A 16,664-nucleotide genomic window follows, 5' to 3' on the forward strand; every position below is an offset into this window, starting at 1 on the left:
AAAATGACGCACCAGATCAAGCGCGCAGCCCAGGCTGCCGCCGTTAGCTGCCTGTTGGTACTGGGTGGCTGCGCCACCGCGCCGGCACCAGTTGCCACCGCGCCAGCCATCAATCCCGAGTACCTGATCGGTCCCGGCGATAATATTAATATTATCGTCTGGCGTAATCCGGAGGTATCGATGTCGGTGCCGGTACGTCCGGACGGCAAGATCACCACCCCGCTGGTCGAAGACCTGCCGGCGGCAGGAAAGACCTCGACCCAGCTGGCGCGCGACATCGAAGGCGCGCTGGCCAAGTTCATCCAGCAGCCGGTGGTGACCGTGGTCGTGACCAATTTCGTCGGCAACTATAGCGAGCAGATCCGCGTGATCGGCCAGGCCGCCAAGCCGCAAGCCCTGCCTTATCGTAAAGACATGTCGTTGATGGATGTGCTGATCGCCGTCGGCGGGGTCACGGAGTTCGCCGCAGGCAACCGCGCCACCATCATCCGTACGGTCGACGGCAAGCAGCAGAAGCTGCAGGTTCGCCTGGACGATCTGATCAAGGATGGCGACATTTCGGCTAACCAGGCGATGCGCCCGGGCGACATCCTGGTGATCCCCGAAAGCTTTTTCTGATCGGCTGTCGAAAATTCTTACACAACGGTAGAGTTACTGGCTAGACTGACGCAGTAAGGAGGCGGCGCATTGCTGGAGGCGCTTGTTTTTCAAGGGCTTTTCGGTAGGCTTGAGAAAAAGGCATAATTCTTGCTTAATCGAAAGCAAGCCGCTTTCTGCCGATAGCCCGCATAACCAATGAAGAGGATCGAACCCGTGTCGACCGATGACCAAGCAACGCGCACCACTGGTGCGCCGCCCCTGACGCCGCGTGGTACAGCGCGGCGGCGCCTGACCAAGGCCGGCGTAGGCGCGGCCAGCGTGCTGTGGACGCTCGACAGCCGGGCGTCGATGCGAACCATGGTGTGCGTGTCGCCGTCCGGCGCCCTGTCTGGCGGCCTCAGCAGTAATTACGCCGACAAGCCGACTGCATGCAACGGCAAGTCTCCCGGCTACTGGAAAAATCATGGTGGCTGGCCTTCCGCCTCGAACACGGCCTTCAGCGAGGTGTTCAGTTGTGGTAGCCGATACGCCGGCACGTATGGGAAAAAGACCCTGCTGGACATTTTGCGGGGCTGCGATTTCGACAAATACAATCTTGGCATGCACCTGGTTGCCACCTATCTGAATGTGCTGTCGGGCCGCATCGGCTTCCTGTCGGTCGCGACTCTGCAGCAGATGTGGCGCGAGCTCCAGAGCCCCGGTTATTACCAGCCGGCCAAGGGCGTATTCTGGAATGCCGAGCTGACCAAGAAATATCTCGAAGCCACCCACGATTAAGGACGGCGCCGGCCGATGTGGCGTGTGATTCCCGGGCAGTCCCTGCGCTACCGGCAATGGGAAGACGAAGCCGTGCTCTACAACGATGTGTCGGGCGCGACCCATCTGCTGGGTGCGGCGGCCCTGTGTCTGCTCGAGGCACTGCGTCCGGCGCCGGGCAACGCCATGTCCCTGTCTGCCGCGCTGCGCGACGCCTTCGAGGTCGACGAGGACGCACTGGCCGATGAGCTGGCCATCCTGCTCGACGACCTGGTGCGGCTCGACCTGATCGAGCCCTGTCCATGCTGACCCTGTCCTCGCTCACGCGACACGCGCTGCGCCGGCGCCTCGCCGGCCCCGGCCTGGTCCTGCGCACGGGGCCCTTCCGTAGCCGCATTCGTACCGACATCCCGCAACTGGCCGACACCATCGCCCTGTTGTACGCCGACTACCCGGTCGACGAGGAAGGCTTTGCCGACTTCCAGCTGCACCTGCGCGCAGCCGGGGGCTGGCGCCGCTGGCTGCGGCCGCAGGTGCGCTTCGACCAGGACGGCCTGCAACCGTTCAAGCCGCTGCCCCAGGGCCAGGCCTACCCGATGTTCGAATGGGTGATGAACTGGTGCGTGTCGAACAAGGCGCACAGCTACCTGGTCATCCATGCCGCGGTGCTGGAGCGGGGCGGGCATGCGCTGATCCTGCCGGCGCCGCCGGGTTCCGGCAAGAGCACGCTGTGCGCCGCGCTGGTGTGCCGCGGCTGGCGCCTGCTGTCCGACGAACTGGCGCTGGTGCGCCCGGCGGACCTGGCCCTGGTGCCGCTGCCGCGCCCGGTCAGCCTGAAGAACGCCTCGATCGACGTGATCCGGGCCTGGGATCCGCAGGCCGTGTTCGGCCCGGCGGTACCGGAAACCAGCAAGGGCACCATTGCCCACATGCGCGCGCCACCAGCCAGCGTGGCCGCCGCGGCTGAGGTGGCGCACGCCACCCACATCGTGTTCCCGCGCTACCAGGCCGGCGCGGCGACCTCGTTGGCGCCGGTGCCGAAGGCGCGCCTGTTCACGCGCGTGGCCGACAATGCCTTCAATTATGCGGTGCTGGGCGAGACCGGCTTCGACACGCTCGCCGGCCTGGTCGATACCTGCGCAGGATTCGATTTTTGCTATAGCCGGCTGGACGAGGCCATTGCCGTGTTCGACACGCTGGCGGGGGCGCCATGAGGCGGCCGGCCTTGCCGCTGCTGGTCGAGGTGTTGCGTACGCCGGAGCGCGTACGCACGCTCGATCCTGCCGGCTGGGACCTGCTGCTGCGCCAGGCCGCCCATGCCGAGTTGAGCGCGACCCTCGGTCTCCTGCTCGACGAGGCGGGCCTGCACGAGGCCGTGCCGGCGGCGCCGCGCGAACATTTTGCCTGGGCCGCCGTGCTGCTGGCGCGCCACCGGCGCGCACTGCGTTTCGAGGTCGGCCAGATCCGCCGTGCACTCGACGGCCTCGGCCTGCCGCTGCTGCTGCTCAAGGGGGCGGCCTATGTCATGGCCGGGCTGCCGCCGGCCGCCGGCCGCGTGTTCTCCGACGTCGACATCCTGGTGCCCAAGGAACGCCTGCCCGAGGTTGAAGCGGCGCTCCTGATGCACGGCTGGGCCGGCACTTGCCAGGATGCCTACGACCAGCGCTACTACCGCGAGTGGATGCACGAGCTGCCGCCGATGGAACACGTCTGGCGTGGCAATACCATCGACGTGCACCACGCGATCCTGCCCGAGACCGCCAGGGTGCGGCCGGATCCGGCGCTGCTGCGCGCGGACGCGCTGCCGATTCGGGACGCCGGGCCGGCCGGCGCGGCGTCGGCCGTCGGCCTGTGGACGCTGGCCCCGCACGATATGGTGCTGCACAGCGCGGTGCACCTGTTCTCGGAAGGCGAGTGGCACCACGGCCTGCGCGACCTGCTCGACCTGCACCGGCTGTTGCTGCATTTCGGTGCTGCGCCCGGCTTCTGGGACGGTCTGGTGGCGCGCGCCGTCCGGCTCGAGCTCGCACGCCCGCTGTTCTATGCGCTGCGCTACGCCGCACGCCTGCTCGGCACGCCAATACCCCCGGTCGTGATGGCCGAGGCGGCAGCTGCCGGCACCCCCGGCGCAGCGCTGCTGGCGCTGATGGACGCGCTGTTCCTGCGCGCGCTGCTGCCGCCGCATCCCAGCTGCGCCGGCCGCCTCACGCCGGCCGCGCTCGGCGCACTCTACCTGCGTGGCAACTGGCTGCGCATGCCGCCGCCGATGCTGGCGCGCCACCTGTTCCATAAAGCCTTCATTTCGCCGCGCCAGACCGACGAGCCGCAGCAGGCCATGTAAGAGCTTGTTGCAAATAGTGAATTAACTTATCATCAACTGGCGGGGCCGGCCGGTGGCGCGTTGACCTTTCGAAAGGCGACTCATGTTGAACGAAACGAAGCACCTGCTGCGCTTGCAGGACGTGCAGGCATTGCTTGCCAGTGGCTCACTCGACGCCAACCTGGCGCACCATGCGGAACTGGCCCGGCGCCTGGTAGGGGCCACCAGTTGCTCGGTCATGCTGCTCAATGGCGAAACGCCGGACGACCTGCGCATGCGCCTGTGTGCCAGTGCCGGCGACATGCCCGCGGAAGCCGCCGACGCCCTGGTCGGCAGCGGCGAGGGCATCTGTGGCCGGGTACTGGCCAGCGGCCGGGCCTTGCTGGTGGATGACATCGACCGTTCCGAATTCGCCAGCCTGGCGCGCCGTCGGCGCGCGGCGGTGCCGGCCCTGATGTCGGCGCCGGTGCGCATCGATGCCCGCATCGTGGGCGTGCTCAATGTCAGCGGTGTCGCGTTCAGCGAGGCCGAACTCCAACTGCTCGAGGTGATCGCGCTCTTCATCGGCAAATCGGCCCAGGTCATCCAACTGCAGGGCCTGCTGGCCTCGCGCTTTGCGCAGATGGCCCTGGTGCGCAATGCGCACGACAGCGGCACGATTGCCGCCGATACCGCCTACCAGAACCCGGAAGAGGTCGCGCGCATCCTGGCGCGCTCGTTCTACAAGGAGATGACGCGGGCCGGCTTCGCGCCGGGCCAGATCGTCAGCGCTGCGACCGAACTGATCGGCCAGCTGGGCGGCGCGATCCAGCAGACCGGCAAGGCCGGGCGCCAATGAAAAAAGCCGGATCCCTGATGGGGGCCGGCTTTTTTTGGGCGTGGAGCCTTCCCGCCGCGGCGGGAAGGGTATGCCTGATTACTTGGCAGCCTTGCGGCGGCGCAGGCCTGCCAGGCCGGCGAAGCCCAGGCCCAGCAGGGCCAGCGAGCCTGGTTCCGGCACTTCGCCGATTTCGCCCTGGACGTCGCCCGAGGCGTCGACGGTCCAGCCAGCGTCTGCCGACGCGCCGGTCTGGCCGTAGGTGACCTTCAGGAACATGTCGTGCATGTTGCCGTTCGGATCGATCTGAGCATCGGTGTCGAACATGTCTGCCCAGCTGCCGCCGGTCACGTCCAGGAAGCCCTGGCCGTTACCCGAGATCGTGTTGTTCGCGAAGTTCGACACGTAGGTGTATTCCGGGTAATCGCCCAGTGCACCGGCGCCGAAGTTGGCCGACAGGGCCAGGGTGCCGCCGACGTTGGTGATGCCGGTGTAGCCGTACTGGCCGAGGCGGCCACCAGGGCCGAACGAGCTGTCGTAGTTCTGGCCGGTCAGGTACATGTTCAGCCAGCCGCCGGTGCCCAGTGCCAGCGTGGTCGGCGAGATGCCGCCGTTGGTTTCGACATAGGTGTCGGCGATGCCGCCGAACATACCGGTCAGGTATTCGCCGTTCTGGCCGGCGGTGAACAGCAGGCTGCCGTCGGAGACGCGCGAGATGCTCTGCACCGAGAAGATGCCCCAGGTGTCTTCGCTGCCGACGGCGTTCGGCGCGGTCATGATGCCGGGAACGGCATCGCAGTCGGCGATGGTTTCGCACTTGGTGCCCGAGTCGTTACCGTAGCCGACGGTGCCGGCGTCGAATGCATTGATGGTGATTTTCAGGTCGCCAGCTTGCAGGACGACGGCGCTAGCCGGGGCCGACAGACCAGCAGCCATTGCGACACCAGCGATGATTCCCGAAATTTTCTTGATGTTCATTTGTTCATTTCCTCACAAGGTAGTTGTACACGACAGCGACAATGAACACTAAGCATGAGCTGTGCCAGCTTTTCACAAAACGACGTAAGCAATTGATATAAAACGAATTTATGCAAAAGTTTATTTTGGGAATGTGTCTTTTGATGCAATATTTGTAAGAAAAATCGACAGTGCGCCAGTTAACATACGGGTCGCTTTCTGAACAGAATTCCACTACGATATTGCTTCACTACCGACAAACGAGATGGATATGGCGACCTTCAACTACGATACTTTTGTAACGCGCAATAGTGGCTATATTGCCCAGGACACCCAGGACAAGATTCGCACTGCGCGCGTGCTGTTCGCCGGTTGCGGACTCGGCAGTGGCCCGGTGATCTGCGCCGCCCGTACCGGCTTCCAGCACTTCGTGCTGATCGACGGCGACACGGTCGATGCGCATAACCTGAACCGCCAGTTCTTCGATTTCGAGGATGTGGGCATGCCCAAGGTCGAAGCGCTCAAGAAACACATCCTGCGCATCAATCCGGAAGCCAGGGTCGAGGCCCATGTGGCCATGCTCGACAAGAACAATGCAGCCGACCTGGTCAGCCAGGTGGACCTGATCTTCGACACCATCGACTTCGTGGACCTGGAAGCCGTGCTGGCGCTGCACGGCAATGCGGCGGCACAGGCCAAGCCGATCTTCACGGCGATGAACATCGGCTTCGGCGCCGGCGTGATGTACTTCCCGCCGGGCTCGGGCAATTCACTGCCGGCCATCCTGCAGCGCGACGTCGAAGCCGCGGCCGCTGAAGGCAATCTCAGCTACACCGCGGTGTTCCAGCGGGTGATGGGACGCATCGGCGCACACCTGGACCGTCAGGTGATGGAAGAGGTGGCCAAGGCCCTGACCATCATGGAAGACGGTACCGCCTGCCCGGCTTCACAGATCGCGGTCGGCAGTTTCTCGGTGGCAGCGCTGGCCATGGCCATGATGCACGACATGCTCGCGGGCATGGAGGTGCCGCCAGCGCCGAACATGGTGATCCACAGTTTCCGCAATCACGTCACGAAACTGGTGAATATCGCTAGTTGATGTCTTTGGGCACCTTGCCCAGCTCCTGCCTGCGCACCACGTGCACGCGGGACGGGTGGGTGTGCTCGACCACGGGCGCCTTCTCGTTGAACCAGGCCGCCAGTGTCGGGTTGCTGTGGCGCAGCTTGCGCCCGAGGTCGTGCAGGTCGAGCACATAGGGCGTGACCGAGCCGTAGTAATTGGCTTCCGGGCCGATCGCCAGGAAACGGAAACCCATCTTCTTCAGTGCATGCGCCAGCGAGCGCTCCATCGCCGCATACCAGTAACGGATGCCGCTTTCCTGGCTATGGCGGAACATTTCGCGGTACATCCCCAACAAGAGCATGGGCGAGGTCCGGTCGCGACGGTCGACGGAAGGATCGAATTCGCTGGCAGGGTCGTGGTGACTGGGCGGCAGGAAGCCGGGAATGCCCAGTACGCTGTCGGCGCGCCGGCGACGGTGGCTTTTCTTGACCACCAGGCGCGAGATCTCGGCCGACTGTTCGCGGTCGGGCATGTCGAAATCGCTGAACACTTCGCAGTGCAGTTCGAACGGATAGGGTTTCGGTGCATCCGGCTGCACCAGGCGTACCGCGCCGACCAGTTTCTCGTCCAGCGTGTAGGCGGCGAAATGGGTGGAGACGTCGTCGTAGTCGTCGAACTCCATGCCGTCCACGTACTGCTCGGCCTGGAGGAAGGCGCATTCCAGGCAATACACCTGGTGCCTCAGCCTGAAGATATCACCGGGGATCACGCCACTGTGGCCGCCCCGGTAAGCCCGGAAAATCTTGCGATTGACGTGATCGATTGTTTCCTGGTGTGCCCCGAACTCAACACGGGACAGGAAGGCGTCAGGATCGACGCGTGCTTTTCCGTTGTCCATCTGTAGTTTTTGTCCAGTCTTGGACCCTGGTTATTTTTTCCTGAAGCGGCTCCCCAGATAATTGCCGACCATGGTTTTCAGCATGATCCACAAAGGGATTGGTTCGTCATTGAACCAGGCAGCCAGGAACTTGTTTTCTCTTCTCAAACGCCCGAGCAGTTCATCCAGGTCGACCATGTGGGGTGTGACCGGACCGTAATAATCGACTTGCGGTCCAATCGGTACAAACCTGAATCCCATTTTTTGCAGCGAGCGCGCCAGTGACCGCTCCATCGCCGCGTACCAGTAACGAATCCCGTTCTGACGGCTGTAACGGTACATCTCTCGATACATGCCGAGCAATAATAGCGGACTATTGCCGCGCCTGTCGCGCCGCACGGTTGAACTCGGTTGAATCGTCTTCGTGCTGCCTTTTTCCACGAAGTCCTGCGAAATACCCTCCATCGAGTCGCCCCGGCGCCTGCGATAGGTCTTCTTGACGACCAGTCGCGAAATCTCGGCCGCAGCCTCGCGCGGGGGACAGGAAAACTCTGGGAAAGGCGTGCAATGGCTTTCGAAAGGATAGGGCTGGCCGTCGTTCGGCTGGACCAGCCTCACGGTACCGACAATGTCCTTGTCGAGGGTATAGGCGGCAAAATGGATCGAGCATGGGTCGTACTCGTCCGTTTCCAGGCCATTCTGGAATTCGCTGGCCTCCAGGTAATGCCGCTCGAGGCAGTAGACCTCGTAGCGCAGCTTGTAGATCTCCTTGAGCACATACGACTCCATATTCCCCTTCAACACCTGCTGGAACGAGAAGTACGGAACCAATACGTCACGCTTGCCGCCGAAACGCTGGACTAGTCGGCCGAAGAAACCACTTCGAACCGGTTCGCATTCCTGATGTTGGGTAATAGAGGTCATGGTCAGGCAAAAAAATCGTTGCAGGAAGGCGGCGGCCGAAGCCGCCGCGCATGGTTACAGTTGAAGCATCAGTGCTTTGGCATCGTCCATGGCCGCAAACGGTTTTCCGGACGCGAGCGTTTTTTCGAGTTCCTTGCGGGCGCCAGCCTTGTCGCCGGACTTGGCGAGGGCGGCTGCCAGGTGATAGCGGACGTCCTGGGCTTCCGGCGCCGCGGCGACGGCCTTGCGCAGCAGGTCCAGCCCGCGCGCCGTTTCGCCTTTTTCCACCAGGATCCAGCCCAAGGTGTCCATCACCGCCGGGGTCTGGGCGGCCAGCTTGTAGGCGCGTTCCGCAGTCGGCAGGGCGCGCGCGTCTTTTTCCTGTTGGTAGGCCCAGGCCAGGTTGTTGAGCGCCGCAGCGTTCGATGGATTGACCTTGACAAGGCTTTCCAGGCTAGCGATCGCCGGCTTGAACTGGCGCTTGGCCAGGTAGCTATCGGCAAGCAGGAGCCCGACCACCTGGTCGTTCGGGTTGGCGGCCTGGTATTTCGCCAGGCGCGCCTGGGCTTCGCCTTCCTTGCCGCTGCGCTTGAGCACTTCGCTGATCTTGACCAGGTGGCCCGGTGCCTTGCTCAGGGCATACGCCTTCTCATAAGCGGCCAGCGCCGGCGCCAGCTTCTGCTGTTTTTGCAAGAGATCGCCTTCGATCTGGAAACCGACCGGCGATTTCGGCGCATCCTTCTGGATCTGGCGCGCCAAGGCGAGGGCCTCGTCCATTTTCCCGCCGCGCATTGCCAGTTCGACCTGGGCGATGCGCGCCGGGACGAAAGTCGGGTCGAGCGCCAGCGCCCGTTTGAGGTTGTCGTCGGCGGCCGCATCGTTCTTCATCAGCGTGTTCACCGCTGCCAGGCGCATCTGCGCCAACGGCGCTTTCGGCGCGGCTGCTGCCAGCTTGCTATACGACTCGAGGGCGCCCGCGTAGTCCTTGGTCGCAATCTGTGCCTGGCCGGTCAGGTCCAGCAGGTCCGGGCTGGCCGGGTGCAGGGACAGCATCTTGCGTGCCAGCGCCAGCGCCTTGTCGGCCTGCTTGGTTTGCAGGTAATGCGTACCGAGGCTGATCGCCGGCGGGATCGCATCCGGATGTTCCGCCTGGGCTTTCTCCAGCCAGGCGGTGGCCTGGGCGGGACGGCCCTGCTGCAGTTCGAGTTCCGCCAGTGCGTTCATGGCCTGGATGTTCTTCTTGTCCTTGGCCAGCACGGCTTCGAAGCGCTTGGTGGCGCCGGCGAGGTTCTTCTCGGCGACGTCGATCCGCGCCAGGTTCGCCACGGCAGGGAAGAAGGTCGGGTTCAGCGCGACTGCTTTCTCGAAGCTGGCACGCGCGCTCTTGAGGTCTTTCTTGCCGAGGTAGACGCCGCCTTTCATGTTATGGACTGCCGGGTTGTCCGGCTGGGTCTTCTCCAGCGTCTGCACCGCCGCCAGCGCCTTGTCGAACTGGCCGCGCCGTACTTCGGCCTGCACCAGGGCGAAGCCGGCATCGGTGGACTTCGGGTCCAGCGTGGCAGCGCGTTCCAGGTCGCCGATGGCCTGGTCGACGTCGCCCTGCGCCATCCGGGACAGGCCGAGCGAGGTACGGATGCCGGCCGCCTCCGGCGCCAGGGCGCTGGCCTGTTCCAGGTAGGCCGAGGCCTTGGCGAAGTCGCGCGATTGCAGGTAGGATTGGCCGGTCAGGGCCAGCAACTGGGCGTCCTTGCCGCTGTCCTTCAGGGCCGGGGCCAGCACCGCGGTTGCTTCGGCGGGTTGGCCGGATTTCAGGAACACTTGCGCCAGCAGCTTGCGGGCATAGAGGTTCTTCGGGTCCGATTCAAGGTATTTGCGCAGGTGCTGCTCGGCCTGCTGGGTGGCGCCCAGGTTCAGCTGCACGGCGCCGGCGAGCAGGAGGCTCGGCATGTGGTCCGGAGCGACTTTCAGGATTTTTTGCAGCGAATCGCGTGCTTCGGCATGCTTTCCGCCCGTGTAGTCGAGCAAGGCCTGCGCATAAGTCACGTTCAGGTCGCCGTTCCATTGCTTCTTGGCGGCATCCAGATCCGCTTTTGCCGCGGCCAGGTCCTTGGTGCCGATGTGGACATAGGCTTTTTCGACATGGGCACTGCGGTGTCCCGGATTGATCTGCAGGACCTTGTCATAGGCGGCGAGCGCTTCCTTGGTCTTGCCCATGCCGCGCAGCATGCCGCCTTGCATCATCCAGGCATCGGTGTTGTTCGGGGCGCGGGTCGTGGCTTCTTCGATCAAACGCTTGGCACTTTCGGGGTCGTTGCTGACGACCGCATGACGCGCCAGGCCGACCAGGGCATCGCCCGAGTTCGGGTCCAGCGCCAGGGCGGCGTCGAAGGCTTCCTTCGCGCTGGCCTTATCGCCCAACAACAGGTAGGCATCGCCGCGGCGCGACAGCAGTTCGGCCGATCCCTTGGCCTTTTCCGGCGTGACTTCGTCGAGGATCTCCTTGAACTTGCCCTGCAACAGCAGGGTACGGGCGATCTGGGGCAGGGTCTTGTCTGCAGGAACCCCCAGGCTGGCAGCCTTGCGCAGTTCCTTGTCGGCCGAAGCCACGTCGCCGAGTTCGAGATACAGGTTACCCAGGCGCAGGCGCGCATCGGCGTTTTCCGGGTTTTGCGCCACGGCATTCTTAAGCTGGATCAGCGCGGCTTTGCGATCGCCTTTTTTTTCATATTGTTGCGCTTCCGCGATGAGCTCTTCCGCAGTCTGCGAGCGGCTGCAGCCAGCCATGCCCGCGCTGAGCAGGATGGCGCCGGAAACCACGGCAACGGCAAGTTGTTTCTTGGTGAGAGTACCCGGCATTGTCTTCCCTTTGATGAAGGCGCTTGCGTAAAAATTGGTTTGGGTGCAAGCGAAGTTTCCCGAGTGTTAATAATACCCCAAGGAATCCGTTGCCAACGGCATCAGCTCATCCGTATACGCAAATAGCCGACCACTGTTGCTATTGTGCGAGCTTGAGACGAAGTAACTGTTGATTTGTGGAAAGATAACAGCAGTTCGCAGCGGATGGCAGCCCCACGCCAGGGGGGATCGGCTGTCAACTATATGGATCCCGTTGCTGCTTGCGCGCCGGGTGGCCCCATCCTTTGACTGGAAGAGGCAGCTAACCCTTGCGCAAGCGGCTCAGCAGGGCTTCGACGTTGTCGCCAACGGGCAGGCCATGTCGACGTAGCAGCTGTACATGGAGGACGAGGTTTTCCAGCACCAGCTTGGCCGAAACGGCGAGCAAGGTCATCAGGCGGTCTTCGGTGCTGAAGTTTTCCATCGCACCGGCCATCTCGCACAAGTGGGACGCGACCAGTTCGCGCAGTTCGTCTTCAGGAAAGGGGAGGTCGGCAAAGTCGATCGGGTCTTCCTGTTCGACTTCGCGCATCAGTGCGGCGAGTTGTTCGGGCTGGATCGGCATGCATGCACTCCGCTGGTCAGGTAAGTTTATTCTAGGCCAGGGTGCCGAACGACGACCACGGGATTGGACAGGGTCTTCATGCAGGCGATGTGCGGACAGGCATCTCCCGTCTCATTGGTCACCCTGCGGTAAATGCATGGCGACGGTCGCGCGCAATTTGTCTGCGAAGCCGTAGAGCTCATCGATGTCATTCAGGGAAAATTTCTCTTCCGCCTTGTCAGCGCCAAAGATTCCAACAGCGAGTTTTTGCGAGTTGTTGAAGCGCAGTCGGCAAACAGGCTTTCGATTGTTATCGTCTAGCAAAATGGCGCAATAACTCAGATTGTCACGCATCACAATTCGCCTCGGGCTGACGACGTCCCGCAAAATGGAACGGACAATGTGCAGGCCCTCGATCTCCTCAGCGGTCGTAACGACTTCCGGTTCATCGTCCACACGTGGAATGATGGGTGCTGCGCTCTCTTCAGCCAGCGGGAATTCTGCCGCCATCGCGCCCTTGAGGCGGACATTGATTCGTTCCGCGAGCAGCTGCTCGAACGCGCGTTTCGTGATGTGCGTGAACTGGTCCTTGATGGTCGGTGTAAAGCGTCGGCCGCCGAGCAGGTCGTTAGCAAGCAAGCGAACGAATTCGTCCGGAGGATTGGACACCCACTCTGCCAGCCGCTCCTGAATGGCGCGTGTGTACTTCAGGTCACTGGCAGTGTTGAGGATGGTGTCGACATCAAACGAGGTCTTCGCAAACTTCTTCAGTTCCTCTACATCCCGTTCTTTGAAGTCGAGGATGTCGAACTCGAAGAACGGCGTGTCATCCATCTTGTTTGGTTGTTCGAGATCGGTGAAGAACTTGTACCTCAGGCCGTTGGTCAGCACGCCGAAGCGTGATTCGGTTACGTGGAAATACCGGAATAGCTGACCTGCGTGGTTGATATGAAGATCGGCACCGCACTTCTTGCACTCGAATAGCATAATCGGATCGCCATTGCGAAGAATCGCGTAGTCGACCTTTTCACCCTTCTTCGTCCCAATGTCGGCAACGAGCTCGGGTGTGACCTCGGTTGGGTCGAAGACGTTATAGCCGAGTAGCTGAATGAAGGGCATGACCATGGCGTTCTTGGTCGCCTCTTCTGTTTGAATCAGAGATTTAGTGCTCTGGATTCGCGTAGCAAGTGTTCGCAGCTGGTCCATCAGATCCACGGTAAAGCTCCTTCGCTAACATTTGTGCTTGAGAAACGATTACTAATGGGAACTAACTTATGTTGCGCTCGTTTTAGTTTTATTTCAACAAGTAAATGCCTGGCTCGTCTTCACTGCCCTCTTCCCGTTGAGCAAACGCGACAGTACAAACAAAAAGGCTAGTCCGAAACCGAACTAGCCTGTTGAAGCGAGCGCCGTGTGTTGCTCGGCACTTGAAGCGACACTTACATATTGCGACGGTACTGCCCGCCGACCTCGAACAGCGCGGTCGTGATCTGGCCCAGCGAGCAGACGCGCACGGCCTCCATCAGCCTGGCGAACACGTTCTCGTTGTCGATCGCGGCCTGCTGCAGGGCCGCCAGCGCGGCCGGCGCTTCGCCCGCATTGCGGCGGTGGAAGTCCTCGAGGCGGGTCAGCTGCGACTGCTTTTCGTCGTCGGTCGAACGCGCCAGCTCGATCGTTGCCGGTGCGCCGGCGCCGTTCGGATTGCGGAAGGTGTTCACGCCGATGATCGGCAGCGAGCCGTCGTGCTTCTTGTGCTCGTACAGCATCGACTCTTCCTGGATCTTGCCGCGCTGGTAGCCGGTTTCCATCGCGCCCAGCACGCCGCCGCGCTCGGCGATGCGCTCGAACTCCTGCATCACCTGCTCTTCGACCAGGTCGGTCAGTTCGTCCATGATGAACGCGCCCTGGTTCGGGTTCTCGTTCTTCGCCAGGCCCCATTCGCGGTTGATGATCAGCTGGATCGCCAGCGCGCGGCGGACCGATTCGTCGGTCGGCGTGGTGATCGCCTCATCGTAGGCGTTGGTGTGCAGCGAGTTGCAGTTGTCGTAGATCGCGATCAGCGCCTGCAGCGTGGTGCGGATGTCGTTGAAGTCGATCTCCTGCGCGTGCAGCGAGCGGCCCGAAGTCTGGATGTGGTACTTCAGCTTCTGGCTGCGCTCGTTGGCGCCGTACTTGTCGCGCATGGCGACGGCCCAGATGCGGCGCGCCACGCGGCCCAGCACCGTGTATTCCGGGTCCATGCCGTTCGAGAAGAAGAACGACAGGTTGGGCGCGAAATCATCGATGTGCATGCCGCGCGCCAGGTAGGCTTCCACAAACGTGAAGCCGTTCGACAGGGTAAAGGCCAGCTGCGAGATCGGGTTCGCGCCGGCTTCGGCGATGTGGTAGCCCGAGATCGACACCGAGTAGAAGTTGCGCACCTGGTGGTGGACAAAGTATTCCTGGATGTCGCCCATCACCTTCAGCGAGAACTCGGTGCTGAAGATGCAGGTGTTCTGGCCCTGGTCTTCCTTCAGGATGTCGGCCTGCACGGTGCCGCGCACGTTCATCAGGACCCAGTCCTTGATCTTCTGGGCTTCGTCGTCGGTCGGCTGGCGGCCGTTATCCGCCACGAACTTGTCGACCTGCTGGTCGATGGCGGTGTTCATGAACATCGCCAGGATGGTCGGGGCCGGGCCGTTGATGGTCATCGACACCGAGGTCGAGGGGCTGCACAAATCGAAACCGTCGTACAGCACCTTCATGTCGTCCAGGGTGGCGATCGACACGCCCGAGTTGCCGACCTTGCCGTAGATGTCCGGTCGCAGCGCCGGGTCGGCGCCGTACAGGGTCACCGAATCGAAGGCGGTGGACAGGCGCTTGGCGTCCATGCCGGTCGACACCAGTTTGAAGCGTTTATTCGTGCGGAAGGCGTCGCCTTCGCCCGCGAACATGCGGGTCGGGTCTTCGCCTTCGCGCTTGAAGGCGAACACGCCGGCCGTGTACGGGAAGGAGCCCGGCACGTTTTCCAGCATCAGGAAGCGCAGGACTTCGCCGTGGTCTTCGAATTTCGGCAGCGCGACCTTGCGGATCGGGTTGCCCGACAGGGTCTTTTGCACCAGGCGGGTACGGATTTCCTTGTCGCGGATTTTCACCACGTAGTCGTCGCCCGCATAGGCGGCCTGCATGTCCGGCCACATGGCCAGCAGCTTCTTGGCGCCGCCTTCCATGGCGTTTTCACGTTCGGTGATCAGGTCGTCCAACACCACATCACGGTTGGCCGCGGCCAGCATGCGCTTGGTCTCGCTCAGCTGCTGGCGCTCGCGCGCCAGTTGCACCTGCTTCTTGACGTTGCGGTGGTAGCCGCGCACGGTATCGGCGATCTCGGCCAGGTAGCGCGCGCGGCTTGGGGGCACGATCACGTTCTTGCCGCTCGAGTATTTTTGCGAAGGCGGGGCCAGGCGGCTCGGCTCGACCTGCAGGCCCAGTTCGGCCAGCTTCGGCAGCAGGCCGTGGTACAGCGCGGTGACGCCGTCGTCGTTGAAGCGCGACGCCTGGGTGCCGTAGACCGGCATCTCGTCCGGCTGGCGGCTCCACAGTTCGCGGTTGCGCTGGTACTGTTTGGACACGTCGCGCAGCGCATCCTGGGCGCCCTTGCGATCGAACTTGTTGATGGCGATGAAGTCGGCGAAGTCGAGCATGTCGATCTTCTCGAGCTGCGAGGCGGCGCCGAATTCCGGGGTCATCACGTACATCGAGGTGTCGACGTGCGGCACGATGGCGGCGTCGCCCTGGCCGATGCCCGAGGTTTCGACGATCACGAGATCGAAGCCGGCGACCTTGCAGGCCGCAATGACGTCCGGCAGGGCCTGCGAGATTTCGGAGCCGGCTTCGCGGGTGGCGAGCGAACGCATGAAGACGCGTGCCTGCCCGTTCCAGGGGTTGATCGCGTTCATGCGGATGCGGTCGCCCAGCAGGGCGCCGCCCGACTTGCGGCGCGACGGGTCGATCGAGATCACGGCGATGTTGAGGCGGTCGCCCTGGTCGAGGCGGATGCGGCGAATCAGTTCATCGGTCAGCGAGGACTTGCCGGCGCCGCCGGTGCCGGTGATGCCCAGTACCGGCGCCTTGATGCTGTCGGCGGCTTCGACGATCTGCTTGCGCAGGTCCTCGTCGGCCTTGCCGTTTTCGAGGGCCGTGATCAGCTGGGCCAGCGGACGGTGGCGCGCGGCGATGTCGCCCTGTTTCAGGGCCTCGATCGAGGTCGGCGCGTACGAGGACAAATCGACGTCGCAGGTTTCCAGCATCGAGCGGATCATGCCGACCAGGCCCATGCGCTGGCCGTCTTCCGGGCTGAAGATACGGGTGACGCCGTAGGCGTGCAGTTCTTCGATCTCGCTCGGGACGATCACGCCGCCGCCGCCACCGAACACCTTGATGTGGGCGCCGCCGCGCTGGCGCAGCAGGTCGATCATGTACTTGAAGTATTCGACGTGGCCGCCCTGGTAGCTCGAGATGGCGATGCCCTGCGCATCTTCGGCCAGGGCTGCGGTGACGACTTCGTCGACCGAGCGGTTGTGGCCGAGGTGGATCACTTCGGCGCCGTTCGACTGCAGGATGCGGCGCATGATGTTGATCGAGGCGTCATGGCCGTCGAACAGGGAAGCGGCGGTGACGAAGCGCACCTTGTTGGCCAGCTTCGGCTGCTCCGGCAGGTCGAGTTTCGCGGCGGGGGTGATGTCGTTCATTGGATTGGGTCCTTGGAGTTCGGGAGGACAGGGGTAGATCGGTACGGTATATGACGTTAACGTTAACGTCAAGCCAGCGACGCGCACCAGGACGTCATTCCGGCGCAGGCCGGAATCCAAGCTTGCCGCGTGTCGATCAAGCTCGTATGGCTCGCGGCGGAGAAATTGGGTCCCGGCCTACGCCGGGACGACGTCGATGAAGTGT

Annotated in this window: 14 protein-coding genes; 7 read left to right on the plus strand and 7 right to left on the minus strand. The window is 62.9% G+C overall.

Annotated elements, in window-relative coordinates; translation table 11 throughout:
- The first annotated feature begins 3 nt into the window (after positions 1-3).
- The 6 genes from IM543_01865 (at position 4) to IM543_01890 (ending at position 4,514) form a co-directional block, all read left to right on the plus strand.
- Positions 4-618: a polysaccharide biosynthesis/export family protein gene (locus IM543_01865; protein ID QOY96476.1), complete on the plus strand. Its 615-nt coding sequence runs from the start codon at positions 4-6 to the stop codon at positions 616-618.
- Positions 619-795: 177 nt separating this feature from the next.
- Positions 796-1,377, plus strand: a complete 582-nt coding sequence (locus IM543_01870; protein ID QOY94689.1) for a hypothetical protein — start codon at positions 796-798, stop codon at positions 1,375-1,377.
- Between the two features lie 15 nt (positions 1,378-1,392).
- Positions 1,393-1,665, plus strand: a complete 273-nt coding sequence (locus tag IM543_01875; protein ID QOY94690.1) for an HPr-rel-A system PqqD family peptide chaperone — start codon at positions 1,393-1,395, stop codon at positions 1,663-1,665.
- Positions 1,659-2,570: an HprK-related kinase A gene (locus IM543_01880; protein ID QOY94691.1), complete on the plus strand. Its 912-nt coding sequence runs from the start codon at positions 1,659-1,661 to the stop codon at positions 2,568-2,570. The genes IM543_01875 and IM543_01880 overlap by 7 nt, the downstream gene beginning before the upstream one ends.
- Complete coding sequence (locus tag IM543_01885) at positions 2,567-3,697, plus strand: nucleotidyltransferase family protein (protein ID QOY94692.1); 1,131 nt, start codon at positions 2,567-2,569, stop codon at positions 3,695-3,697. Before IM543_01880 ends, IM543_01885 begins: the two co-directional genes overlap by 4 nt.
- A gap of 82 nt (positions 3,698-3,779) precedes the next feature.
- The gene (locus IM543_01890) at positions 3,780-4,514 is read left to right on the plus strand and encodes a GAF domain-containing protein (protein QOY94693.1); all 735 of its coding nucleotides are present in this window, start codon (positions 3,780-3,782) and stop codon (positions 4,512-4,514) included.
- A gap of 78 nt (positions 4,515-4,592) precedes the next feature.
- On the opposite strand, the gene IM543_01895 is transcribed toward IM543_01890, so the two are convergent.
- A complete protein-coding gene (locus tag IM543_01895; protein ID QOY94694.1) occupies positions 4,593-5,471 on the minus strand; it encodes a PEP-CTERM sorting domain-containing protein in 879 nt (292 codons plus the stop codon).
- A gap of 250 nt (positions 5,472-5,721) precedes the next feature.
- Between IM543_01895 and IM543_01900 the strand changes: the two genes are divergently transcribed.
- Positions 5,722-6,549, plus strand: a complete 828-nt coding sequence (locus tag IM543_01900) for a ThiF family adenylyltransferase (protein QOY94695.1) — start codon at positions 5,722-5,724, stop codon at positions 6,547-6,549.
- Here IM543_01900 and IM543_01905 read toward each other — a convergent pair.
- The 6 genes from IM543_01905 to IM543_01930 form a co-directional block, all read right to left on the minus strand.
- The gene (locus IM543_01905; GenBank protein QOY94696.1) at positions 6,542-7,411 is read right to left on the minus strand and encodes a PEP-CTERM/exosortase system-associated acyltransferase; all 870 of its coding nucleotides are present in this window, start codon (positions 7,409-7,411) and stop codon (positions 6,542-6,544) included. The genes IM543_01900 and IM543_01905 overlap by 8 nt on opposite strands.
- Before the next feature lie 30 nt (positions 7,412-7,441).
- Positions 7,442-8,314 carry a PEP-CTERM/exosortase system-associated acyltransferase gene (locus tag IM543_01910; GenBank protein QOY94697.1) on the minus strand — a complete coding sequence of 291 codons (873 nt, stop codon included), beginning with the start codon at positions 8,312-8,314 and terminating at the stop codon, positions 7,442-7,444.
- Between the two features lie 54 nt (positions 8,315-8,368).
- Entirely contained in the window at positions 8,369-11,149 is a 2,781-nt protein-coding gene (gene prsT / locus IM543_01915; protein QOY94698.1) for a PEP-CTERM system TPR-repeat protein PrsT, read from the minus strand.
- A 301-nt stretch (positions 11,150-11,450) separates the two neighbouring features.
- Entirely contained in the window at positions 11,451-11,753 is a 303-nt protein-coding gene (locus tag IM543_01920) for a hypothetical protein (protein ID QOY94699.1), read from the minus strand.
- Between the two features lie 111 nt (positions 11,754-11,864).
- On the minus strand, positions 11,865-12,947 hold the full coding sequence (locus IM543_01925) for a type I restriction enzyme HsdR N-terminal domain-containing protein (protein QOY94700.1): 1,083 nt from the start codon (positions 12,945-12,947) through the stop codon (positions 11,865-11,867).
- Between the two features lie 224 nt (positions 12,948-13,171).
- Positions 13,172-16,459, minus strand: a complete 3,288-nt coding sequence (locus IM543_01930; GenBank protein QOY94701.1) for a cobalamin-dependent protein — start codon at positions 16,457-16,459, stop codon at positions 13,172-13,174.
- Positions 16,460-16,664 lie beyond the last annotated feature (205 nt).

It is taken from the genome of Massilia sp. UMI-21 (assembly GCA_015277795.1).
Lineage (GTDB): Bacteria > Pseudomonadota > Gammaproteobacteria > Burkholderiales > Burkholderiaceae_D > Telluria.

Coding starts and splice junctions, on each gene's coding strand:
- IM543_01865 (QOY96476.1), top strand. CDS start 4: ATGACGCACCAGATCAAGCGCGCAGCCCAGGCTGCCGCCGTTAGCTGC.
- IM543_01870 (QOY94689.1), top strand. CDS start 796: ATGAAGAGGATCGAACCCGTGTCGACCGATGACCAAGCAACGCGCACC.
- IM543_01875 (QOY94690.1), top strand. CDS start 1,393: ATGTGGCGTGTGATTCCCGGGCAGTCCCTGCGCTACCGGCAATGGGAA.
- IM543_01880 (QOY94691.1), top strand. CDS start 1,659: ATGCTGACCCTGTCCTCGCTCACGCGACACGCGCTGCGCCGGCGCCTC.
- IM543_01885 (QOY94692.1), top strand. CDS start 2,567: ATGAGGCGGCCGGCCTTGCCGCTGCTGGTCGAGGTGTTGCGTACGCCG.
- IM543_01890 (QOY94693.1), top strand. CDS start 3,780: ATGTTGAACGAAACGAAGCACCTGCTGCGCTTGCAGGACGTGCAGGCA.
- IM543_01895 (QOY94694.1), bottom strand. CDS start 5,471: ATGAACATCAAGAAAATTTCGGGAATCATCGCTGGTGTCGCAATGGCT.
- IM543_01900 (QOY94695.1), top strand. CDS start 5,722: ATGGCGACCTTCAACTACGATACTTTTGTAACGCGCAATAGTGGCTAT.
- IM543_01905 (QOY94696.1), bottom strand. CDS start 7,411: ATGGACAACGGAAAAGCACGCGTCGATCCTGACGCCTTCCTGTCCCGT.
- IM543_01910 (QOY94697.1), bottom strand. CDS start 8,314: ATGACCTCTATTACCCAACATCAGGAATGCGAACCGGTTCGAAGTGGT.
- prsT (QOY94698.1), bottom strand. CDS start 11,149: ATGCCGGGTACTCTCACCAAGAAACAACTTGCCGTTGCCGTGGTTTCC.
- IM543_01920 (QOY94699.1), bottom strand. CDS start 11,753: ATGCCGATCCAGCCCGAACAACTCGCCGCACTGATGCGCGAAGTCGAA.
- IM543_01930 (QOY94701.1), bottom strand. CDS start 16,459: ATGAACGACATCACCCCCGCCGCGAAACTCGACCTGCCGGAGCAGCCG.